This window comes from Bacillus sp. 7705b (assembly GCF_002289525.1).
Classification (GTDB): Bacteria; Bacillota; Bacilli; order Bacillales; family Bacillaceae; genus Bacillus; species Bacillus halotolerans.
On record NZ_NSDH01000033.1, the window covers coordinates 68,697 to 87,500 of the forward strand.

At 41.9% G+C, this 18,804-nt stretch carries 23 protein-coding genes; 8 read left to right on the top strand and 15 right to left on the bottom strand.

Going from position 1 to position 18,804, the window contains the following annotated elements:
- The first annotated feature begins 193 nt into the window (after positions 1 to 193).
- The 7 genes from CJU60_RS12950 to mnhG are packed head-to-tail and all read left to right on the top strand — an operon-like array spanning position 194 to position 5,962.
- Positions 194 to 2,599: a Na+/H+ antiporter subunit A gene (locus tag CJU60_RS12950; protein ID WP_095713973.1), complete on the top strand. Its 2,406-nt coding sequence runs from the start codon at positions 194 to 196 to the stop codon at positions 2,597 to 2,599.
- The gene (locus CJU60_RS12955) at positions 2,592 to 3,023 is read left to right on the top strand and encodes a Na(+)/H(+) antiporter subunit B (protein WP_044158935.1); all 432 of its coding nucleotides are present in this window, start codon (positions 2,592 to 2,594) and stop codon (positions 3,021 to 3,023) included. Before CJU60_RS12950 ends, CJU60_RS12955 begins: the two co-directional genes overlap by 8 nt.
- A complete protein-coding gene (locus CJU60_RS12960; RefSeq protein WP_095713974.1) occupies positions 3,023 to 3,364 on the top strand; it encodes a Na(+)/H(+) antiporter subunit C in 342 nt (113 codons plus the stop codon). Before CJU60_RS12955 ends, CJU60_RS12960 begins: the two co-directional genes overlap by 1 nt.
- Positions 3,357 to 4,838, top strand: a complete 1,482-nt coding sequence (locus CJU60_RS12965) for a Na+/H+ antiporter subunit D (RefSeq protein WP_095713975.1) — start codon at positions 3,357 to 3,359, stop codon at positions 4,836 to 4,838. Before CJU60_RS12960 ends, CJU60_RS12965 begins: the two co-directional genes overlap by 8 nt.
- Before the next feature lie 5 nt (positions 4,839 to 4,843).
- Positions 4,844 to 5,320: a Na+/H+ antiporter subunit E gene (locus CJU60_RS12970; protein ID WP_024122676.1), complete on the top strand. Its 477-nt coding sequence runs from the start codon at positions 4,844 to 4,846 to the stop codon at positions 5,318 to 5,320.
- Positions 5,320 to 5,604, top strand: a complete 285-nt coding sequence (locus CJU60_RS12975; RefSeq protein ID WP_024122677.1) for a Na(+)/H(+) antiporter subunit F1 — start codon at positions 5,320 to 5,322, stop codon at positions 5,602 to 5,604. Before CJU60_RS12970 ends, CJU60_RS12975 begins: the two co-directional genes overlap by 1 nt.
- Positions 5,588 to 5,962: a monovalent cation/H(+) antiporter subunit G gene (mnhG, locus tag CJU60_RS12980; RefSeq protein WP_024122678.1), complete on the top strand. Its 375-nt coding sequence runs from the start codon at positions 5,588 to 5,590 to the stop codon at positions 5,960 to 5,962. Before CJU60_RS12975 ends, mnhG begins: the two co-directional genes overlap by 17 nt.
- A gap of 38 nt (positions 5,963 to 6,000) precedes the next feature.
- On the opposite strand, the gene CJU60_RS12985 is transcribed toward mnhG, so the two are convergent.
- From CJU60_RS12985 to degQ, 6 genes are all read right to left on the bottom strand, one after another.
- Positions 6,001 to 6,381 carry a hotdog fold thioesterase gene (locus tag CJU60_RS12985; RefSeq protein WP_024122679.1) on the bottom strand — a complete coding sequence of 127 codons (381 nt, stop codon included), beginning with the start codon at positions 6,379 to 6,381 and terminating at the stop codon, positions 6,001 to 6,003.
- A gap of 17 nt (positions 6,382 to 6,398) precedes the next feature.
- Positions 6,399 to 7,043 (bottom strand): two-component system response regulator ComA, encoded by a 645-nt coding sequence (comA, locus tag CJU60_RS12990; RefSeq protein ID WP_024122680.1) that lies wholly within the window; start codon positions 7,041 to 7,043, stop codon positions 6,399 to 6,401.
- A gap of 80 nt (positions 7,044 to 7,123) precedes the next feature.
- Positions 7,124 to 9,433 carry a two-component system sensor histidine kinase ComP gene (comP, locus tag CJU60_RS12995; protein ID WP_095713976.1) on the bottom strand — a complete coding sequence of 770 codons (2,310 nt, stop codon included), beginning with the start codon at positions 9,431 to 9,433 and terminating at the stop codon, positions 7,124 to 7,126.
- Positions 9,434 to 9,448: 15 nt separating this feature from the next.
- Entirely contained in the window at positions 9,449 to 9,616 is a 168-nt protein-coding gene (locus CJU60_RS13000) for a competence pheromone ComX (RefSeq protein WP_044158946.1), read from the bottom strand.
- Positions 9,600 to 10,505, bottom strand: a complete 906-nt coding sequence (locus CJU60_RS13005; protein ID WP_095714060.1) for a polyprenyl synthetase family protein — start codon at positions 10,503 to 10,505, stop codon at positions 9,600 to 9,602. The genes CJU60_RS13000 and CJU60_RS13005 overlap by 17 nt, the downstream gene beginning before the upstream one ends.
- Positions 10,506 to 10,689: 184 nt before the next feature.
- The gene (gene degQ, locus CJU60_RS13010; protein ID WP_024122683.1) at positions 10,690 to 10,830 is read right to left on the bottom strand and encodes a degradation enzyme regulation protein DegQ; all 141 of its coding nucleotides are present in this window, start codon (positions 10,828 to 10,830) and stop codon (positions 10,690 to 10,692) included.
- 460 nt (positions 10,831 to 11,290) lie between these two features.
- Between degQ and CJU60_RS13015 the strand changes: the two genes are divergently transcribed.
- Positions 11,291 to 11,659, top strand: coding sequence for a YuzC family spore coat inner layer protein (locus tag CJU60_RS13015; protein WP_024122684.1), 369 nt, complete (start codon positions 11,291 to 11,293; stop codon positions 11,657 to 11,659).
- Here CJU60_RS13015 and CJU60_RS13020 read toward each other — a convergent pair.
- From CJU60_RS13020 to CJU60_RS13065, 9 genes are all read right to left on the bottom strand, one after another.
- On the bottom strand, positions 11,635 to 12,864 hold the full coding sequence (locus CJU60_RS13020; protein ID WP_095713977.1) for an EAL and HDOD domain-containing protein: 1,230 nt from the start codon (positions 12,862 to 12,864) through the stop codon (positions 11,635 to 11,637). The two genes, CJU60_RS13015 and CJU60_RS13020, sit on opposite strands and share 25 nt — an antisense overlap.
- A gap of 135 nt (positions 12,865 to 12,999) precedes the next feature.
- Positions 13,000 to 14,469, bottom strand: a complete 1,470-nt coding sequence (locus tag CJU60_RS13025; RefSeq protein ID WP_024122686.1) for a nicotinate phosphoribosyltransferase — start codon at positions 14,467 to 14,469, stop codon at positions 13,000 to 13,002.
- A gap of 15 nt (positions 14,470 to 14,484) precedes the next feature.
- Positions 14,485 to 15,036, bottom strand: a complete 552-nt coding sequence (locus CJU60_RS13030; protein WP_095713978.1) for a cysteine hydrolase family protein — start codon at positions 15,034 to 15,036, stop codon at positions 14,485 to 14,487.
- Positions 15,037 to 15,132: 96 nt separating this feature from the next.
- Entirely contained in the window at positions 15,133 to 15,531 is a 399-nt protein-coding gene (locus tag CJU60_RS13035; RefSeq protein WP_095713979.1) for a YueI family protein, read from the bottom strand.
- A gap of 70 nt (positions 15,532 to 15,601) precedes the next feature.
- Positions 15,602 to 15,850 (bottom strand): YueH family protein, encoded by a 249-nt coding sequence (locus CJU60_RS13040; RefSeq protein WP_024122689.1) that lies wholly within the window; start codon positions 15,848 to 15,850, stop codon positions 15,602 to 15,604.
- Positions 15,851 to 15,923: 73 nt separating this feature from the next.
- Positions 15,924 to 16,145, bottom strand: a complete 222-nt coding sequence (locus tag CJU60_RS13045; protein ID WP_044158952.1) for a spore germination protein — start codon at positions 16,143 to 16,145, stop codon at positions 15,924 to 15,926.
- A gap of 59 nt (positions 16,146 to 16,204) precedes the next feature.
- Entirely contained in the window at positions 16,205 to 17,314 is a 1,110-nt protein-coding gene (locus tag CJU60_RS13050) for an AI-2E family transporter (protein WP_024122690.1), read from the bottom strand.
- A gap of 436 nt (positions 17,315 to 17,750) precedes the next feature.
- Complete coding sequence (locus CJU60_RS13060; RefSeq protein ID WP_024122692.1) at positions 17,751 to 17,987, bottom strand: YuzF family protein; 237 nt, start codon at positions 17,985 to 17,987, stop codon at positions 17,751 to 17,753.
- Between the two features lie 185 nt (positions 17,988 to 18,172).
- Positions 18,173 to 18,703 carry an HD domain-containing protein gene (locus CJU60_RS13065; RefSeq protein WP_024122693.1) on the bottom strand — a complete coding sequence of 177 codons (531 nt, stop codon included), beginning with the start codon at positions 18,701 to 18,703 and terminating at the stop codon, positions 18,173 to 18,175.
- Positions 18,704 to 18,804 lie beyond the last annotated feature (101 nt).

Genomic DNA, 18,804 nt, shown 5'->3' on the forward strand with positions numbered 1-18,804 from the left:
TAAATATACAAATGACCTGATTTTTGTTAAACTTATTTTAAGGTCAAAAGAACTTGTAAAATTCATTCGCGGCAGGTTGAAGCATGGCGGCTTCCAAAAAAGTGCGATATAATTTGGACTGGGTCGTTTGACCGTATATTCTAATTATTTATACATAGAACAGGTTTCAATTAAAGAAAAGGAGGTCTTGTCTTTGCAGCTCTTACATTTTGCTATTTTATCGCCTTTTGTATTTGCTTTTATCATTCCCTTTCTGGCAAAATACGCAAAAAGAGTGCATACGGGCTGGTTTGTTCTGATCCTGCCCGTCTTGCTGTTTATATACTTTCTTCCAATGATCAGAATGACTCAGTCGGGAGAAACATTACGATCGGTATTGGAGTGGATTCCTTCATTAGGCATTAACTTTACCGTTTATGTAGACGGTCTCGGACTGCTATTCGCCTTACTGATAACGGGGATCGGCTCGTTGGTCACTCTTTACAGTATTTTTTATTTATCGAAAGAAAAAGAACAGCTTGGGCCTTTTTATGTCTATTTATTAATGTTCATGGGCGCTATGCTCGGTGTTGTTCTTGTTGACAACGTCATGGTTCTCTACATGTTTTGGGAGCTTACCAGCCTTTCGTCCTTTTTGCTGATCGGATATTGGTACAAGCGTGAAAAATCTCGCTACGGCGCCGCAAAATCGCTCTTGATTACGGTAAGCGGCGGACTGTGTATGCTGGGAGGATTCATTCTCCTTTATCTGATCACAGATTCATTCAGTATCAGAGAAATGATCAATCAGGTTCAGTTGATTGCCGGCCATGATCTATTTATTCCGGCGATGATTTTGATTTTACTAGGCGCATTTACAAAGTCCGCCCAGTTTCCTTTTTACATTTGGCTGCCTGACGCCATGGAAGCGCCGACGCCTGTCAGCGCGTATCTCCATTCAGCCACGATGGTCAAAGCGGGAATTTATGTGATTGCAAGATTCAGTCCTATTTTCGCCTTTTCAGCTCAGTGGTTTTGGATTGTTTCTCTCGTCGGGATTTTCACCATGGTTTGGGGTTCATTCCATGCCGTCAAACAAACCGACTTAAAATCCATTTTGGCGTTTTCAACCGTCAGCCAGCTCGGCATGATCATCTCGATGCTTGGTGTCAGCGCTGCAGCCCTGCATTACGGCCATACAGAATATTACACAGTTGCCGCCATGGCTGCCATTTTCCATCTCATCAATCATGCTACCTTTAAAGGAAGCTTGTTTATGGCAGTCGGCATCATTGATCATGAAACAGGCACACGGGACGTCAGAAAGCTCGGCGGACTGATGGCAATCATGCCGATTACATTTACGATTTCCTTGATTGGCACATTTTCAATGGCTGGTCTCCCGCCGTTTAACGGATTTTTGAGTAAAGAAATGTTTTTCACCAGCATGCTTCGTGTGACACATGTCGATTTGTTCAACGTCCAGACGTGGGGAGCGCTGTTCCCTGTCCTCGCTTGGGCAGGAAGTGTGTTTACATTTATCTACAGCATGAAACTGCTGTTTAAAACATTTAAAGGAAATTACCAGCCTGAAAAACTCGAAAAACAGGCTCATGAAGCGCCGATCGGAATGCTCGTATCACCTGTCATTCTTGTTGCGCTCGCTGTCAGTCTCTTCTTTTTCCCGAATATATTGTCCTACAGCTTGATAGAGCCTGCGATGAATTCAATCTATCCGACACTGCTGGACAGCCATGAGAAGTTTCATGTTCATATTTCGCAGTGGCACGGGTTTACAGCCGAAGTTCTGATGACACTGGGCATTATCGCTGTCGGTACGATCGGATACTTGACGATAAACAAGTGGAAAGGGATCTATAAGCTGTTTCCATCGAAACTCACGCTCAATCGGTTATACGAGAAGCTCCTGACCATCATGGAAAAAGGCTCTTATCGAGTGACAAAACAATATATGACCGGATTTTTACGGGACTATCTTCTGTATATCTTCGCTGGATTTATCATTCTGATGAGCGGGGCTCTCGTTTTGAAAGGCGGATTTTCCTTTACAACTGAGGGTATGGCGAAAATCGGCATATACGAAATGATTCTGACACTTGTCATGATCAGCGCGACAGCGGCGACTGTATTCGCCCGATCCAGACTGACGGCGATTATTTCACTTGGTGTTGTCGGTTATACGCTTGCATTGTTTTTTGTTATTTTCAGAGCGCCCGATTTGGCTTTGACCCAGCTGGTCATTGAGACGATTTCCGTCGCCCTGTTTCTGCTTTGTTTCTATCATTTGCCGAAACTGCGGCTGAAAAAGAAAACGAGAACGTTCCGAATGACAAACTTTATCATTGCTTTAGGAGTCGGCATTATTGTCACCCTGCTCGGTATTGCATCCTCAAGCCAGCGGACAAAAGACAGTATCGCCTCCTTCTTTACAAAGCACAGCCACGATCTTGGCGGAGGAGATAATGTCGTCAATGTCATTCTCGTTGATTTCAGGGGCTTTGATACAATGTTTGAAATTACAGTATTAACGATTGCCGCTCTCGGCATCTTCAGCATGATTAAAACAAAAGTAAAAGAGGAGGGGAAAAGCGGTGAATGAACAAAAAACAAACGACCTCATTTTGCAGACCGTGACAAAGCTTGTATCCTTTATCATATTGCTTTTCTCTTTCTATTTATTTTTATCAGGCCATAACGCGCCTGGAGGAGGCTTTGTCGGCGGGCTGATCACATCCTCTTCCATCGTTTTGCTGCTGCTGGCTTATGATTTAAAAACCGTGCGTTCCATTTTGCCGGTTAATTTCATTTACGTCGCGGGAGCCGGTCTTCTGCTCGCTGTCTTAACAGGCGTTGGCTCTTTTGTCTTCGGAGCGCCCTTCTTAACCCACACATTCGGTTACTTTCATCTGCCGATTTTTGGGAAAACGGAGCTCGCCACGGCGACGCTTTTTGATTTAGGCGTTTATCTTGTTGTCGTAGGCATTACGATGACCATTATTCAAACGATTGGAGAGGAAGAATAATGGAAATCTTAATGGCTGTTACAGCCGGTATTATTTTTATGGCTGCTACGTATTTGCTGCTGTCTAAAAGCCTGCTTCGGGTCATTATCGGAACAGCGCTTTTGAGCCACGGCGTTCATTTAATGCTTTTAACTATGGGAGGATTAAAAAAAGGCGCCGCTCCGATTTTGAGCGAGCATGCCAAGTCATTTGTCGATCCGCTTCCGCAAGCCCTGATTTTGACGGCTATTGTCATTTCATTTGGAGTTACATCCTTCATCCTCGTCATGGCGTTTCGGGCCTATCAGGAATTGAAATCGGACGATTTGGATCAAATGAGGGGAAATGATCAACATGAATAATTTTGTTATATTGCCAATCCTGATCCCGCTGTTGTCGGCCATTCTGCTGATTTTCATGAACAAACACATCATGCTCATGCGGATTTTCAGCACTGCTGCATCCGCACTCGGGATTGTGATCAGCGTTTTACTCGTACAGACCGTTTTTACAAACGGCATTCAGACACTGAGTTTGGGCGGCTGGAAAGCCCCCTACGGAATTGTGCTTGTTGCAGATCAATTTGCCAGCCTGCTTGTTCTCACCACAGCAGTCATCGGCTTATTGGTTGTGCTTTATTCCTTCCGTTCTATCGGTGAAAAACGGGAACGTGCCTTTTATTATTCCGGCGTGCAGTTTTTGCTGGCTGGTGTAAGCGGAGCGTTTTTAACAGGCGATTTATTTAATATGTACGTATTTTTCGAGCTTCTGCTTATCGCTTCTTATATGCTGATTGTATTAGGCGGCACAAAAATTCAGCTGCGGGAATCGCTTAAATACATTGTGTTTAATATCGTGTCATCAGCATTGTTTGTCATCGGCGTCGGCTTTTTATACGCTGTGACCGGCACATTAAACATGGCGGATTTAAGTGTGAGAATCAGCGAATCCGGACAAACTGGGCTGATTACTGTAATCGGTGTCCTGTTACTTATCGTGTTTGGTATGAAGGGCGGGATTTTCCCTCTCTACTTTTGGCTTCCCGGCTCTTATTACGCGCCGCCGGCAGCCATCTCTGCATTGTTCGGCGCATTGCTGACAAAGGTCGGGTTATATGCGATCACAAGAGTGTTCACACTGATTTTCATTCACGATACAGCGTTTACCCACCAGCTGATGATATGGCTCGCGGCTCTCACTGTCATCTTAGGTGTCATCGGTTCACTTGCCTATCAGAATGTCATGAAAATCGTGATCTATAACATTATTACCGCTGTCGGCGTTATTTTGTTCGGTGTTGCAGTTCAAACGCCCGCATCCATTCAAGGTGCGATTTACTACCTGATTCACGACATGCTGATTAAAGGCGCATTATTTATGCTGGCAGGCACGCTGATCGCTTTGACAGGAACAGCAAGCCTGCAACGAATGGGCGGGCTGATCAAACGATACCCCGTTCTTGGATGGATGTTCTTCATGTCGGCTGTATCTCTTGCCGGCATCCCGCCTCTCAGCGGATTTGTAGGCAAATTTAAAATTGCAGAAGGCGGCTTCGCTGAAGGTGAATTTACGATTTCCATGCTGATCCTGCTTTCAAGCCTGCTCGTCCTGTATTCCGTGTTAAGAATCTTTATCCATGCGTTTTGGGGCGAAGAAAAAGAAACACCGAAGCAAAATCTTAGAACAGCTAAAGGGCTTCTATATCCGGCAGCTATTTTTCTCTTGCTGTCTCTTCTCTTCGGATTGGGTACAGAATGGGTGTCGCCGTTCGTTGATCAAGCGGCCGAGACTTTGCTGAATCCGGAAAAATATATTGAAGCTGTTTTGAAGGAGTAGATCGCATGGCATTTCAAATTTTATTAAATGTGTTTCTCGCTTTTTGCTGGATGTTCCTGAGCAATGACGCAAGCGCCGCCGGATTCATCACAGGCTTTATCCTGGGAATGATCTCTCTCTTCTTCTTCCGGCGCTTCCTTGCTCATCCGTTTTATCTATGGAAAATGTTTTCGATTATCAAACTTTTTTTGATCTTTATAAGGGAATTATACCTTGCCAACGTCAGTGTGCTGAAAACAGTCCTGTCGCCAAAAATGGATATCAAACCAGGCATATTCGCATTTAAAACAGAGCTGACAAAGGATTGGGAAATTACCCTGCTTTCACTGCTTATTACATTAACGCCGGGAACATTGGTCATGGATATTTCCGATGACCGGACCATTCTCTATATTCACGCGATGGATATTGAGGATGCGGAAAAAGCGATTTTTGATATTCGTGAGTCATTTGAAAAAGCCATACAGGAGGTGAGCCGCTGATGTTTACGTTAATCCTTCAAATCGCGCTCGGCATTATGGCGGTGTCCACCCTGTTGTATGTCGTTCGTGTCATCAAAGGGCCGACTGTTCCTGACCGGGTCGTGGCTCTGGATGCAATCGGCATTAATCTGATAGCGATGACAGCGCTTGTCTCCATCCTGCTGAATACGAGTATTTTTCTTGATATCATATTATTGCTGGGTATTTTGTCTTTTATCGGAACCATTGCGTTTTCTAAGTTCTTAGAGAAAGGAGAGATTATCGAAAATGATCGTGATCGCTAAAATAGCAGTAGCGATATTGATCCTAATGGGGGCGCTAATCTGTCTTGCGGCTTCCTTCGGGACGCTTCGCCTTCCCGATATGTACACACGCTCTCACGCTGCTTCTAAAGGCTCAACGTTAGGGGTAAATATGATTTTGCTCGGTGTCTTCTTCTTTTTGTGGTTTATAACAGGAGAGATATCAGCAAAAATTCTGCTCGGGATTTTCTTTATCTTTATTACGACGCCGGTCGGGGGACACTTGATCTGCCGAGCTGCGTACAACTCTGGCGTCAAGCTGGATGAAAGAAGTGTACAGGATGACTATAACGGAATCAGAAACTTTGTAATTAAACGAAAAGAGGATTCTTACCTATAAAAATGAGCAGCCGGACAGGCAGAGTTCCGGCTGTTTTTTTATTTTGTGATGACAGCCAGCGTGCATCTGGATATACAGATCAGCCTCTCTTGCCCGTCATAAATGTGAATCTGATACACAATGGTCGTTCTGCCTTTATGAACGGGCTCGGCTACCGCCTTTACCGTTCCTTCCTTGACAGATTTCAGATGATTGGCGTTAATCTCCAAACCGACACAAGCTTGTGTACGAGAATCGATTAGATGCTGGGCACCCACGCTCGCCGCAGTTTCCGCAAGAGCCACTGAAGCGCCTCCATGCAAATAACCAAAGGGCTGGACGGTCCGATGATCCACCGGCATCACTGCCACGCAGCGTTCCGCTGTGCTTTCTACAATTTCAATTCCCAGCGCGCCAAGCAATGTATGTTTCATATCCATAGTTTTAACTCCCTTATTTAAAGCACACCGTCTGATTTTGCAATCAACACCGCTTCCGTCCTGGAACCGACATTAAGCTTGTTGAAAATCGACGTCAGGCTGTATTCGATGGACCGCTTGCTTAAATGAAGCGCATCTGCTATTTCTTGGTTGGTAAAACCTTTTTCAACTTCTTGAAGAATCAGGCATTCTCTTGGTGTGAGCACATCTTGTTCTTTTTGAGAGGAAGGGGCCGGCTTTGTTTTTTGCTGAGTCATCAGCTGTTTAAAGTAAGCGAAATCGACTAAAATGTCTCCGTTGAGCACGTGATATATGTATTGGGTGATCTTTTCCTTTGATTCGGTTTTGCTGATGGCGCCGTGCAGACCCGCACGAATCGCTTCCTCAAAATAATCCTCGACCTCATAACCGGTATATACGATAATTTTACAATGAGGATTCTCTTGTAAAATCTGTTTAGAAAGCTCCATCCCATTGACATCGCCGCCTAAGTTCAAATCCATTAAGATGAGATCATATGATGAGAAATCATGCTGGTGTATGAACTGTTCGCTGGGTTCAGGACTGAGACAATCAACAGACAAATTCGAATCCGTTTCCAAAATTGTCTTGGTGCCTTCCATGACAGCCGGATGGTCATCAATCACTAGTATCTTTTTCATGTTTTCCTCCCTTTTACTCACTCATTTCCATTTTATAAAAAAGACTTGGCTTCTGCCAAGTCGTTTACGTTATAAAACCATTACAATTCCATTTCAATATCGGCCTTAAAGCCCTTTCCTTCACTTGTTTCGATTCGGAGGCGTCCATCTAAAGCCCTGACTCGCTCCTTAATGCCAGAAAGACCCATACTCATGGAATGTTCGTTATTTTTCTCCAGATCAAATCCGACACCATCGTCCTCATAATGAAGAACAATTTTGTTCTGAATACTGATCAGCATGATAAGCACTTCCGTCGCCTGAGAGTGTTTCACTGCATTTGATAAAAACTCTTGAATGATCCGGTACAAATTCAGCTGCGAATCCAAATCAAGCGACGCCGTAAATCTGCCGGTATTTAAGCGGATATGAAACGGAACCCGCTCCTGCTGCTGCGCCACCAGCTTAGACAGCGCCTTCACCAGTCCCAAATCATACAAAAGCTGCGGCCGCAATTCATGACACGTCTCCCTCGTCATCGAAATCACATCAGACATCTGCTCATTCATCTGTACGAGCTTGTCCTGCACCTCTTCACGACATGGATCATCATCCTTCTTAAAATCAGCCAAAAACAGCTCACACTGGCGTTTTAAGGAAATCAAATCCTGAAGAACGGAATCGTGGAGATCGCGGGCGAGGCCTGACCGTTGTTTCTCTTCAATTGCAAACATCAGCTTTTTCAGCCAAATAGGGTTTGTCCCTTCTTGTTTTAAATCCTTTAAATGTTCCATGAGCTCTTCAATCTGCATGACATTTTCCATTGAAACACTCGTGTAAAAAGAAAGTGTCTTCAACCATGATATTTCATCACGTGTCAGTCTGGGAGTATTAATATTAGACAAACAAAGCAGGACATAAGAACTTCCGCCCCGTTCACCAACTTTCATGAGAAAACCCTGATTAACTTCTATAATTTTCCCAATTTCTGATGTTACGTTTTCAAATTCCTTTTCATATAGTTGCCAATCTGGTTCCTTGACTTGCTTATCTAGATATATCACTTTGTGATCAGGAGCAATTTCGAAGGTATATGCCTTGCTTACAAGCAGGACATCCAAAATAGTATTTTTCAATTCTTTAAAGACTTGTTGAAGAGAAGTTACGCTTCTCATTAGCTGAGTGTATTTAAAAATACTGTCCTGATAGTTGAATTTTTCAGAAAACCGTTTCAATCGAAATTTAAAATCTATGACCTCTTTGAAATAAAAGACAGAGAACATGACAGCAAAAATAAATACAGTTTGGCGTGCAGGATTCATTTGTATTTCCACTAGATCAAACCAAACTAATGCTCCAACTGTAATTAGAGTAGGTATGATAGCAAGGAGAGTATAATATCTCATCCTTCCTAAAATAAATTCTATATCAAACATTTTATTGGCCACAAACTGATACACTAAACCGAAAGGAATAAGTACAAGCAACGACGCTGAAACTAATGCCGGGAAAATATAGTTACCTGTAAGTATTATCGGAAGAACATAAAATATTAAAAATGGCGCAAATGATAGTGTATTTGTTAAAATTAATAATTTAATAATAAACGAATGCTCAGCATATTTATGTTTATTTAGATGGAAGTATATCGATACAAAAGCAAATAAAGTTAAAGCCGCAAATGAAACCAAATTAACAGTCGCCAGAAAATCAATATCAACTTGAAGATAGGCGCGATAAAACTCAATCCCTATGTTAAATATTGGGATTATATAGAGAACCGAGATTCTTTTCAAAAAAGTTTTTCCTATCTCTTTAAGATATCCTTGTATAAACTGAAGATAAAGAATAGGAGAGGATATAAAAGTAAACAAGTTAATATACCTATTAATTCTATGTCCTCTAAATGGTCCACCTGCACTTATATAAGCTACTGAAATGTCTAATAACAGCAAAACAAGAATATAACCAGCAAATGACTTTCTTACTTTACTTACCTTAAGTATATAAAAAATACATATTATGCTTAAAAAATAAAAAACCAAGGGGAGTACGAACAAAAAGAAACTATAAGTTCTATTTAAAGTAACTAAATCAAAATCTTCGAGATGAATCTTTTTTCCATATCTTAAAATATCCAAACTGTTAATATGGCTCAAATATCCCCATTTCAAATGCTTTTCAGATGGTTTTTCTTCATTAATTTTTAATATGATATCTCCCGTTCTGAGACCAACAAATTGTCCATACGATGACTCTGATATTTCTTCTATTACAAATTGATTTTTATAATTTTTTTGAACCTTAGTGCCAATTATAATACCATTCATACTGATATATGTTATGTAGCATACATAGAGAACACTCATAACAATTACAGTTAATGTGAATTTTTTTATTAAGTTCTTCAATGTAAAATTCACCTATTAACCATCCCATTCACGGGTTGTTGGGCTAGACAGATGATAATCATTATAAGCTTTAATTATTGTTTCAGTTTCGTCTGAACTAAAACCTATAAGGCAAGCTTCTCTATTTTTCAATTTTTTCAAAACCTCTGGATAACTTAAAAAGTAGTTAATTAGGTCTTGCATCATTTTCATCACCCTTTTTATAATTTAATAAATGTTTCTTTAACAAATCTTTTTTCTCTTTATATAAATTTAATTGTTCTATAGCAGAAAAACATTTTTGCTTATATATTTGCAATAATACTGAAACGTATTGGGTAACTCCTGCCTTAATTAACTTTTCTGCGAATTTATCCTTATTTAATAACGCTTTATGATACAAATCCTTATTTGAAAATAAGTACAATAATTCTTTCGAAGCTTCATTAAATACACGTTTAAGATATAAATAAATCAATGTTTGTTTATTTTTTTCAATATCACTGCGATTTCTAGAAAAAAGAACATGATAGTCTCCAGAAATTTGGGCTACAATTCCCTTATAATAGGAGTATCTTTCGACTATTTCATTATATTCACCTGTAGCTAATATAACACCTGTTACATTGGCTAATGCTATCAAGCTCCCACATTTTAATCTAATTACCTCTAAACACTCATCCTCTGTTTTGGATTTATTAGTGATATCGTCATGTTGACCTTGCATGGCATCTTTCACATATTTTAAAACATATTTAAAAATCAAAGGATTGATATCCATGGAATGAATACTTGTTAATCCTATTGTATATAAGAAAAGCGCAGCATTTAAGGATTCTGATCGATTCATTTTCATCCATAAAGCCTGATGATTATCTTCATCTTCAAGATCATCCATGATATCTGATGAAAGAATAAGAATTTCTATTCCCGCACCGAGCTTTGTTGCAACCTCTAAATTCTCCCCTCCAAAAACCACATAATGTAAAATTGCAGATTCAGCAAAGGAGAATATTTCTTTAGAATCGATAAATGAGTAAAGAAGCTGTGACAAATCTTCGTTAAAACTGTTTTGCTTTATAATTTCTTTCATTTCCCGTTTGATATCAACCGGATCTAAACACATCTGCTCAATAACGACTTCCCCCTTCCCATTCCATTTTACTAAATGGGACATTTAAAGGACAGCAAGTTTTTCGTTTTTTAACAATCATATAATACTTTATCCATTTATTGTACGGGAAGAACGAAAAAAAAGACTTGTTTCCAAGTCTTTTTTACGAAATTTTCATTGCGTATGTGTATTTATCGAGCTGATCAATGCTTTTGTTAATGTTTCGTAATGAATCTGTCGTTTCTTTAATATCAAGTTCGAGTCGGAATAACAATTGTTTTACTTCTTCAAGTTTCTTTTCCATCGTTTCCACACTCCTTTTTTTGAAAGATCAATGAATTGTGTATGGTGAACGAGTCCTAGGTATTTGATCTGTTACTAATAGTGTATCTGGTTTCGAGTTATTTTTCACCGAAAAGTATACAAAAAGATCCTGCGTGACACCGCAAATATCAATAGGTCTTTGTGCTTAAAGGAATCACAATGAGAACAGGACTATTTTTCTACGTGTGAAAACGGTGATTTCGGATGGAATTGAGAAAGATTCTTAATTCCTTTGATTTTATTGTGTTTATCTGTTTCACAATGTAAGACTATAGTCCCCCTCGCCGCTTTTTCAAAATTCAATATGCGATTCTTGGCGTATCGTGACCGACAAACACCGAAAAGACCGCAACGCAAAGTTGTGGCCTTTTCGCTTTGTCATATCCAGCACCTGAGTGATCTATACATATAGACATATCCCCTTTTTGCGAGGTGCTTCCATGAGATATCCTTATCCTTGGTTTTACGTCTATCCGTACGACATACGCCGTCCGCCCGCTCCTGCCGCCAATACAGAAACCTTTATCCGTTCCGCACAGGATGCCGCCGGGCTGCTCGCTGATGCTCAGCTTGTACTTAGGCGCATTGCGGGGTCACAGGAGCTTTCGCGCCGCATCATGACCGCAGCGGAGCAGTCAGATAAACAGACAGTAAAACGTCTAATCAAACAGACAGGCGTCCGGCATGATGTGGATTCGGTCTTTAATCCCGATGGCATATACATCAGCCTGATCAGCACGCAAAGCCGAATTATCGTGGCATTGCGGTGGTCAGAAGACCGCAATTACTTTTCGCCCATGAGCTTATGACACCACTCCAAGGCTTCCAAATAACAGTCGTACGCTTCTTCCTTGTCCAATTCTTTTGCTAATTCTCCGCAAGTGTCCCAATTGTTGGTTTCGATTAACTTCACAAGCTCAAGCATTTGGTAATAGTCATTTTGATGACCTAATAACGCTTGACCTACTTCATCTATTAAAGGCAATTCTTGAATAATCTCTTCTATTTCTCTGTGCAAAAGGGTGTCTATGAGAGAAAACATCCCGATCAGCATATACGAGGCCGGCTGCGGGCGCGCTGTTTTTCTAGCCAACAGTTCACATAGCTTTGCTCTCATTAAAGAAATTTTTATGATTTCGTGTTTGCTGGAATTCCCTTTTCTGCTTAAATCCTTAAAGGATAGGATGTATATCCACCGTTTGATTTCGTTAAACCCAAGAAGCATGATAGCCTGCTTAATGCTGTCGATCTTTTGGGTTAAGCGGTTATGAGAAGAGTTTAAGAATTTTAAAATTTGATATGACAGCGATAAATCACGTTCTATGTACTCAGTTACACGCTGGATGTTAGGCTGCTCTTTGCTTAATTCGTTGAGCAATTCATAGTAAGAATAAAAATGGGTCGACAGATCATGGCCGCTGATGATGCGCGGTTCGCTGAAAAAGTAGCCTTGGAATAACTGAAAGCCATCTTGCGCCGCTTGTTCATATTCTTTGCGTGTTTCTACTTTCTCAGCTAAAAAAATCAGGCCGCAATAGCTGTAGGTTTGCAAAATGTTTCGGCGTTCCATTCGGGTGGTTTTAAGAAAATCAACTTTCAATATATCAATATAGCTCATGAGCTTTTCCAATAATTTTTCATTTTTCGGGTTTATCGCGTAAAAATCATCGAGTGCCAGCGTATACCCCATTTTTTTCAGCTCTCTGCACCTTGAGACGAGAGCCGGAGTGATCGGTATATCTTCAAGGATTTCAATCACAAGCTGTTTTGGATTGAAGGAGGTGGGGAGATCCGAAAACATCAGGCTTTCAGTGAAATTGACAAAACAGCGTTTTCCTTCTGTCAGCTTCTCGATTCCGATGTTTAAAAAGCTGTTAATCACCAAATCTGTTGTAGCCTGATCGCCGTCTGCAGCGGAATACACATTCTCTTCGCTCTCTCTATATAAAAGTTCATAAGCGACAACCTGTTCTTTTCTATTAAATATAGGCTGTCTTGCAACAAACACCCTCATTGATTTATCCTCCTTACAAAACACGCGGCTTTCCACCCTAAGTATATCAAATAATTTGACGAAATTTGTCTAAACATGAAAAATATTATTCCCACAAAAAAACTGGCCTCTTCGCGAACGAAAGGCCAGTTTGCTTTATTCTTCGAGCTCTTCTTCAAGTCTGCTTTTCACTTCATGGATCCGCTGCATTTTGTTGCTCCAGCAGTCCTCGCTTAAATCAACCGGGTATTCTTCAGGTTTGCTGATTCTCTTATATTCCTCCCACAGAAGGCTGAGGTTGTCTTGTACATATTGCTGAATGTCAGAAATCTCAGGGTTCTGGTAGCATAAAATGCCTTTTTCAAAAATCAGCTCGTGAAGATCCTTCGCATAGAAATTCGTGACGAATTTGCTGATGAAGGTATGAACCGGGTGGAACATTCTCAGCCGCTTCTGGTCATTCACCTGCTCGTCATAAAGCGCAATGTAATCTCCTTCAGAATGATGATTTAACTGATTAATAATCCGGTACACTTTCTTTCTGCCAGGTGTCGTCACTTTGTCAGGGTTGGATGAAATTTTGATCGTGTCGACCATTTCTCCGTTTTCTTCGATGGAGACGAGCTTATAAACCGCGCCGAGAGCCGGCTGGTCATAAGCTGTAATCAACTTCGTGCCGACACCCCAGACATCTATGCGCGCTCCCTGAGCCTTTAAATTCATAATGGTATGCTCATCCAAGTCACTCGATGCAATGACTTTCGCGTCTGTAAACCCTGCTTCATCAAGCATTTTCCGGGCTTTTTTTGACAGGTACGCCAAATCGCCGCTATCCAGGCGGATGCCAATGAAGTTGATGCGGTCTCCGAATTCCTTGGCCACTTTAATCGCATTCGGCATGCCTGAACGAAGCGTATCATACGTGTCGACTAAGAAGACGCAATCCTTATGCGTTTCCGCGTATTTTTTGAATGCTGTATATTCATCGCGGTAGGCCTGCACTAGCGCATGGGCATGTGTGCCTGATACCGGGATATTAAAGCGCTTTCCGGCTCTTACATTGCTTGTCGCGCTGAAGCCGCCGATTAACGCTGCTCTCGCTCCCCACATAGCCGCATCCATTTCATGCGCCCGTCTTGTTCCGAATTCAAGTGCAATTTCGTCGCCAATGACGCCTTTGATGCGCGCTGCTTTTGTCGCGATTAATGTTTGGTAATTCACAATGTTAAGCAAAGCTGTTTCAATAAGCTGCGCTTCTACAAGAGGAGCTTCCACCCTCATAATCGGCTCATTGTTAAAAACCAGCTCTCCTTCTTTCATGGAATAAAGAGAACCTGTAAAAGATAAACCGCTCAAATAATCAATAAAATCTTCATGGTAGCCAAGCTCATCTCGTAAATAAGTCAGGTCACTATCGGTAAACTTGAAGTTTTCCAGATATTCAATGGCTTTTTCCAAGCCCGCAAAAACCGCATAGCCATTCTCAAACGGAAGCTTTCTGAAAAAAAGCTCAAAAATCGCTTTCTTTTCATGAATGCCGTCTCTCCAGTAAGTTTCCGCCATATTGATTTGATAAAGGTCTGTATGTAATGACAGGCTGTCATCTTTAAAACCGTACTCTAACACTGTTTTTCCCCTTCCTTACTCTGCCACTTGCGCTCCGATGCTGTTTGCAAAATGGGAAAGAGCCCACGTATGCCCCTCCTGATTAAAGCTGGCAACAGCCTGTTTATGCACAACAATCCGGAAACCTTTGTTGTATGCATCAACCGCTGTATGCAAGACACAGATATCTGTGCAGACGCCGGCTAAATGCAGCTCGTCAATCTGCCGCTCTCTGAGTTTCAGTTCTAAATCAGTACCCGCAAAAGCAGAATATCTCGTTTTTTCCATGTAATATACATTATGATCATGTGCATGTTTCTGATATAGAGGCAAAAGCTTTCCGTACAGGTCTTTTCCTTCCGTACCCTTGATATTATGCGGCGGGAACAGACGGGTTTCAGGGTGATATTGATCCCCTTCATTGTGAGAATCTACTGCAAATACGACGTAATCACCGTTTGTGATAAAGTTTTCTGTCAAATTGACGATCGCCTCTTCAATCATTCTGCCGGGCTCCCCGCAGGTCAATTTTCCATCACTCGCCACAAAATCATTCGTATAATCAATACTAATAAGTGCTTTTTTCATAGCCGGCCTCCCCGCCATCAGTATGAGAACATTATATCTTATCTCCGGTTGTAAGGGAATTGCCATGAATAAAAAGACAAACGGTCCGTTTGTCTCTTAAGATTTCAGCACCGACCGGTTAAAAATGTCGTCCTGAATATATATAGATTCATGATTTACCGCACTGTCCGCCGCAATGATAAGGCCTAAAGGCGTATGAAACTGAAGATCAGATACGACTTTAAAAGGCACTCCGTTTCGGTTCGCCATTTTTACATAAGGTGAATAAGACTGATACTGAAGCTCTCCATTAATAAGAAGAGATATATGTTTATTGCGTTTAAACGCTTGCTCCGCTTCGTGATACGGTTTGCTTCTGAGCACCTGCCCTTTCGTCAGTGCCAAAAGCACTCTTTCCCGCAATGAGCCTAAAAACAAATGGCGCTCATCTGGTTTTGTTTCCAGCGGCCCGTACATTCCTTGCTGTAAATAGAGATCCAGCGTTTCATCACTCAAAAGCTCGTCCTCCCGTCTTGTTTGTCTTCATTATCGCCTGATCCTGCGGGGGCTAAACTTTCAAGGGCTGTTACATTTCCGTTACCCAGTGAATGATTTTTTTTGCGAGCTCACCAGCAGGCTCGTCCTCTGTATGCCGGCGCAAAGAAGCCTCCAGCCGTTCAGGCAGCGATGATTTTTCTTCCTCGTATGAAATAATCGTGCTCCACTCCAGCTGCGGAACGGCTACTAGCGTATGCAGCTCTTTTCTGTTTTCATGCAGATATACATCAGTGATCATTCCTGTTTGTGTGCTGATATTTGCTTTTCTGATTTTCATAACATGACCTCGCTAACTAAAAGACTATCCATATTATACAATAAAAAAGCAACAGCCTCTCTAGAAAAGGCTGTTACCCGTTAAACGAAACGGTATCATCAATGATATCGGCATCGTTTAAAATTGTTTTACTATATTCGTTATTGATCTTCACAAAATCCCCCAGCTGAAATGTGCCAGACCCAGCACCTGTGTGATCGACGCTTTTCGGCGCAATCGCAAACACATCTCCAAAGCTGGCCGCAGCATCACCTGATATAGACATAATATATATCGGCCCTACAATCGCAGGCATTTCCCCACCTCCGCACTGATTTACAGCATCATATGCGAAAAGGAGCCAATGGTGCCCGCCTATTCAGCGGGACGTTCGTTTTCTTCAAGGCGTGAACGCTGGCGCAGCTTGATCAGCCGCACGATATTCAGGAAAAACGCTTTGACTACCGCATACACCGGCACAGCTAAAATCATGCCGAGAATGCCGCCGAAGCTTCCTGCTCCAATCAACAGCAAAATGATGGTAAGCGGGTGCGTATTCAAACGTTTTCCGATAACGAGCGGAGAAAGCAGATTTCCGTCGAGCTGCTGAACGATCACAACCACAATGATCGCAAAAAGCGCTTTGGCCGGTGAATCCATAAAGCCGATAATGACAGCCGGCGCAGCGCCGAGAAAAGGCCCGACATAAGGAATGATATTTGTAATGGCCATGACAATTCCAAGAATCAGCGCATATGGCAGCCCGGTAATCAAGTATCCGATAAAGCACGCTGTCCCTACAAAAAGACAGATTAACAGCTGTCCCTGAAAATACGCAGCGAGTGTGTCGGATAAATCCTTAAAGATCTTTAGACCTTCTGTCCGGTAAGAAGCCGGAAGAATTTTGACTGCCAGGTGCGGAAAGCGGTGTCCATCCTTCAGCATATAAAAGAGGATAAACGGAACAGTGATAATGACAAGTGTGATATTTGTCACGACACCAAACACCGCGGATAAACTGGATGTAATATTTTGCGGCAGGTTTTGGAGAAAGCTTGTCAGAGACTGCTCAATTTTTGATATGGATACATAATCCTGTGTCATCATCCAGGTAAACCACTGAGAGTGAGATAAATCTTTTGTTAATGCCTGAATCTGTTTTATATATTCAGGAAGATTGTTAAACAGCCCGGTCACCTGCGATGTAATGACAGGCCCGACTGCCGCAGAAACGAAGGCAAGCAAACCGATAAATACTAAATAGATGAGCAGAATCGATAATGTCCGCGGCATTTTTTTCTCAAGCAGTCGGACAACCGGATTAAAAATAAAATACAGAATTCCGGCAATCAGCATCGGGAAAAACAATGTCGAGATAAACACGATAAACGGCTGAAACACAAATGAAACTTTTGTTGCTACGAAAATAATCAGCAAAACAAATAAAATTTGCAATGTCCAAAAATGGACTTTTGATTTCAACAAGCTTGTTCCTCCTAGTTTTTCTTTGTCTATCAGATAAAAGAACTTGCACCCCATCATTGTAACAAAAATGAACTGATATCAGAACTCTTAATCAGTGAATGGGCTGTTGATTATGCAGGCTGTGACATACGGCAGGGACGCCGCACTGATTTATGTACTTGTGGACTAGCTTAACGTTTAGATTTTATCCTGCTTGATGTGAATCAAAACGATAGAATGACTGAGAGGCAGCGGCGCTGTGCTCCGTTTGCCGGGAAGCCCCGTTTATATGTAAAGGATGCGGGCGGGTATCACTTCGGTTGTTGTTTACGCTTTATTTCAGATGACCGCTCCGGCTTTGATCTTGGCGGCACAATTTATAACGGAGCGTTTTTATAGCGCTTAACTGAAAAATAGGACGTCCCGGTGTACGCCTATTTTTCAAGCGCAAGCACTGTTACACCCGTTCACTGTAATCTGGCGTGACGGAAACCATGTGCTGGATACTGATAAAAAAAACAGAATTTCGGGCTGCTTCAATGATGATATGGTCCGGTTTTACATCAATCAGTCTGCCTCTGACCGTATCTCGTACTGTCTGGATAATGAATTTTGAGCCGATGAGCTTTTTGATGGTCTGATAGACATAAGGATCGACTAATGAGACCAGTTGCGGACTACCTTGGTTGGCCATACTTCAATCCCCTTTATATGTTTTATCTCAGCTTATGCCACGGTTAAGGATAATGACACAGGCTTACCGGATAACACCAGGGGATGCGGAGACGATTGGGGAGTGTGATTCACGCGGGTGTAAGGAAATGGTGATGAAACGGAGACAGCGAAGAAAGCGGACGCTGTTCCGAATACAGGCGGGACCTATACAGGCTTTTTTATAGAAGACTGGGCTTGGTCGATTAATCGGTCCAGTTTTTCTATTTTTTTCAGTGCGGTTGCTTCGTCAATTTGTCGGTAATGATGGTGGCCGCCAGGTTCTTCATCAAGTTCGTCCGCTTTTTTGACAATCTGCTGCAGCGTATTTTTATCGAGTTCACCTTCAGGCAGATAGGAATCGGTATGAAGCAATATGGCAAGAGCAATCTCTTTTGCCGCTTTCGGTTCTTCACCAAGACGAATCAAGAGCTTATGCGCCCGTTCCGCCCCTTTAATGGCATGGATGTCATTCCTTCTGTATTTCTCATAATCCCATTTTCCGTCTGTATACCATTCATAATGTCCGATGTCATGCAGCAATGCCGCTTTTGCGGCTAAATCAGGGCTGATATCAGCCTTTACAGACAGCCTGTATGCATGATAGGCGCAGGCAATCGCATGAGCCACGCCGGAACGCTGTAAATATTTTTGTGCAATTGGATGGGCGAAGACATCCATTAATGTAACCTTTCTCATGGAAACCCCTCCTTTAGATATTTTTAGAATCCTAACATAATTTGCAGAGAAACTCAATTCTTATGTCATATCATTTTTGTTTACTTTTCATGTTTGTTATA

Bases quoted from the DNA above. Each gene is read 5' to 3' on its own strand.
- CJU60_RS12960 (WP_095713974.1), top strand. From the start codon at position 3,023: ATGGAAATCTTAATGGCTGTTACAGCCGGTATTATTTTTATGGCTGCT.
- CJU60_RS12965 (WP_095713975.1), top strand. From the start codon at position 3,357: ATGAATAATTTTGTTATATTGCCAATCCTGATCCCGCTGTTGTCGGCC.
- CJU60_RS12970 (WP_024122676.1), top strand. From the start codon at position 4,844: ATGGCATTTCAAATTTTATTAAATGTGTTTCTCGCTTTTTGCTGGATG.
- CJU60_RS12975 (WP_024122677.1), top strand. From the start codon at position 5,320: ATGTTTACGTTAATCCTTCAAATCGCGCTCGGCATTATGGCGGTGTCC.
- mnhG (WP_024122678.1), top strand. From the start codon at position 5,588: ATGATCGTGATCGCTAAAATAGCAGTAGCGATATTGATCCTAATGGGG.
- CJU60_RS12985 (WP_024122679.1), bottom strand. From the start codon at position 6,381: ATGGATATGAAACATACATTGCTTGGCGCGCTGGGAATTGAAATTGTA.
- comA (WP_024122680.1), bottom strand. From the start codon at position 7,043: ATGAAAAAGATACTAGTGATTGATGACCATCCGGCTGTCATGGAAGGC.
- CJU60_RS13000 (WP_044158946.1), bottom strand. From the start codon at position 9,616: ATGCAAGACCTAATTAACTACTTTTTAAGTTATCCAGAGGTTTTGAAA.
- CJU60_RS13005 (WP_095714060.1), bottom strand. From the start codon at position 10,505: ATGAAAGAAATTATAAAGCAAAACAGTTTTAACGAAGATTTGTCACAG.
- degQ (WP_024122683.1), bottom strand. From the start codon at position 10,830: ATGGAAAAGAAACTTGAAGAAGTAAAACAATTGTTATTCCGACTCGAA.
- CJU60_RS13015 (WP_024122684.1), top strand. From the start codon at position 11,291: ATGAGATATCCTTATCCTTGGTTTTACGTCTATCCGTACGACATACGC.
- CJU60_RS13020 (WP_095713977.1), bottom strand. From the start codon at position 12,864: ATGAGGGTGTTTGTTGCAAGACAGCCTATATTTAATAGAAAAGAACAG.
- CJU60_RS13030 (WP_095713978.1), bottom strand. From the start codon at position 15,036: ATGAAAAAAGCACTTATTAGTATTGATTATACGAATGATTTTGTGGCG.
- CJU60_RS13040 (WP_024122689.1), bottom strand. From the start codon at position 15,850: ATGAAAATCAGAAAAGCAAATATCAGCACACAAACAGGAATGATCACT.
- CJU60_RS13045 (WP_044158952.1), bottom strand. From the start codon at position 16,145: ATGCCTGCGATTGTAGGGCCGATATATATTATGTCTATATCAGGTGAT.
- CJU60_RS13060 (WP_024122692.1), bottom strand. From the start codon at position 17,987: ATGGCCAACCAAGGTAGTCCGCAACTGGTCTCATTAGTCGATCCTTAT.
- CJU60_RS13065 (WP_024122693.1), bottom strand. From the start codon at position 18,703: ATGAGAAAGGTTACATTAATGGATGTCTTCGCCCATCCAATTGCACAA.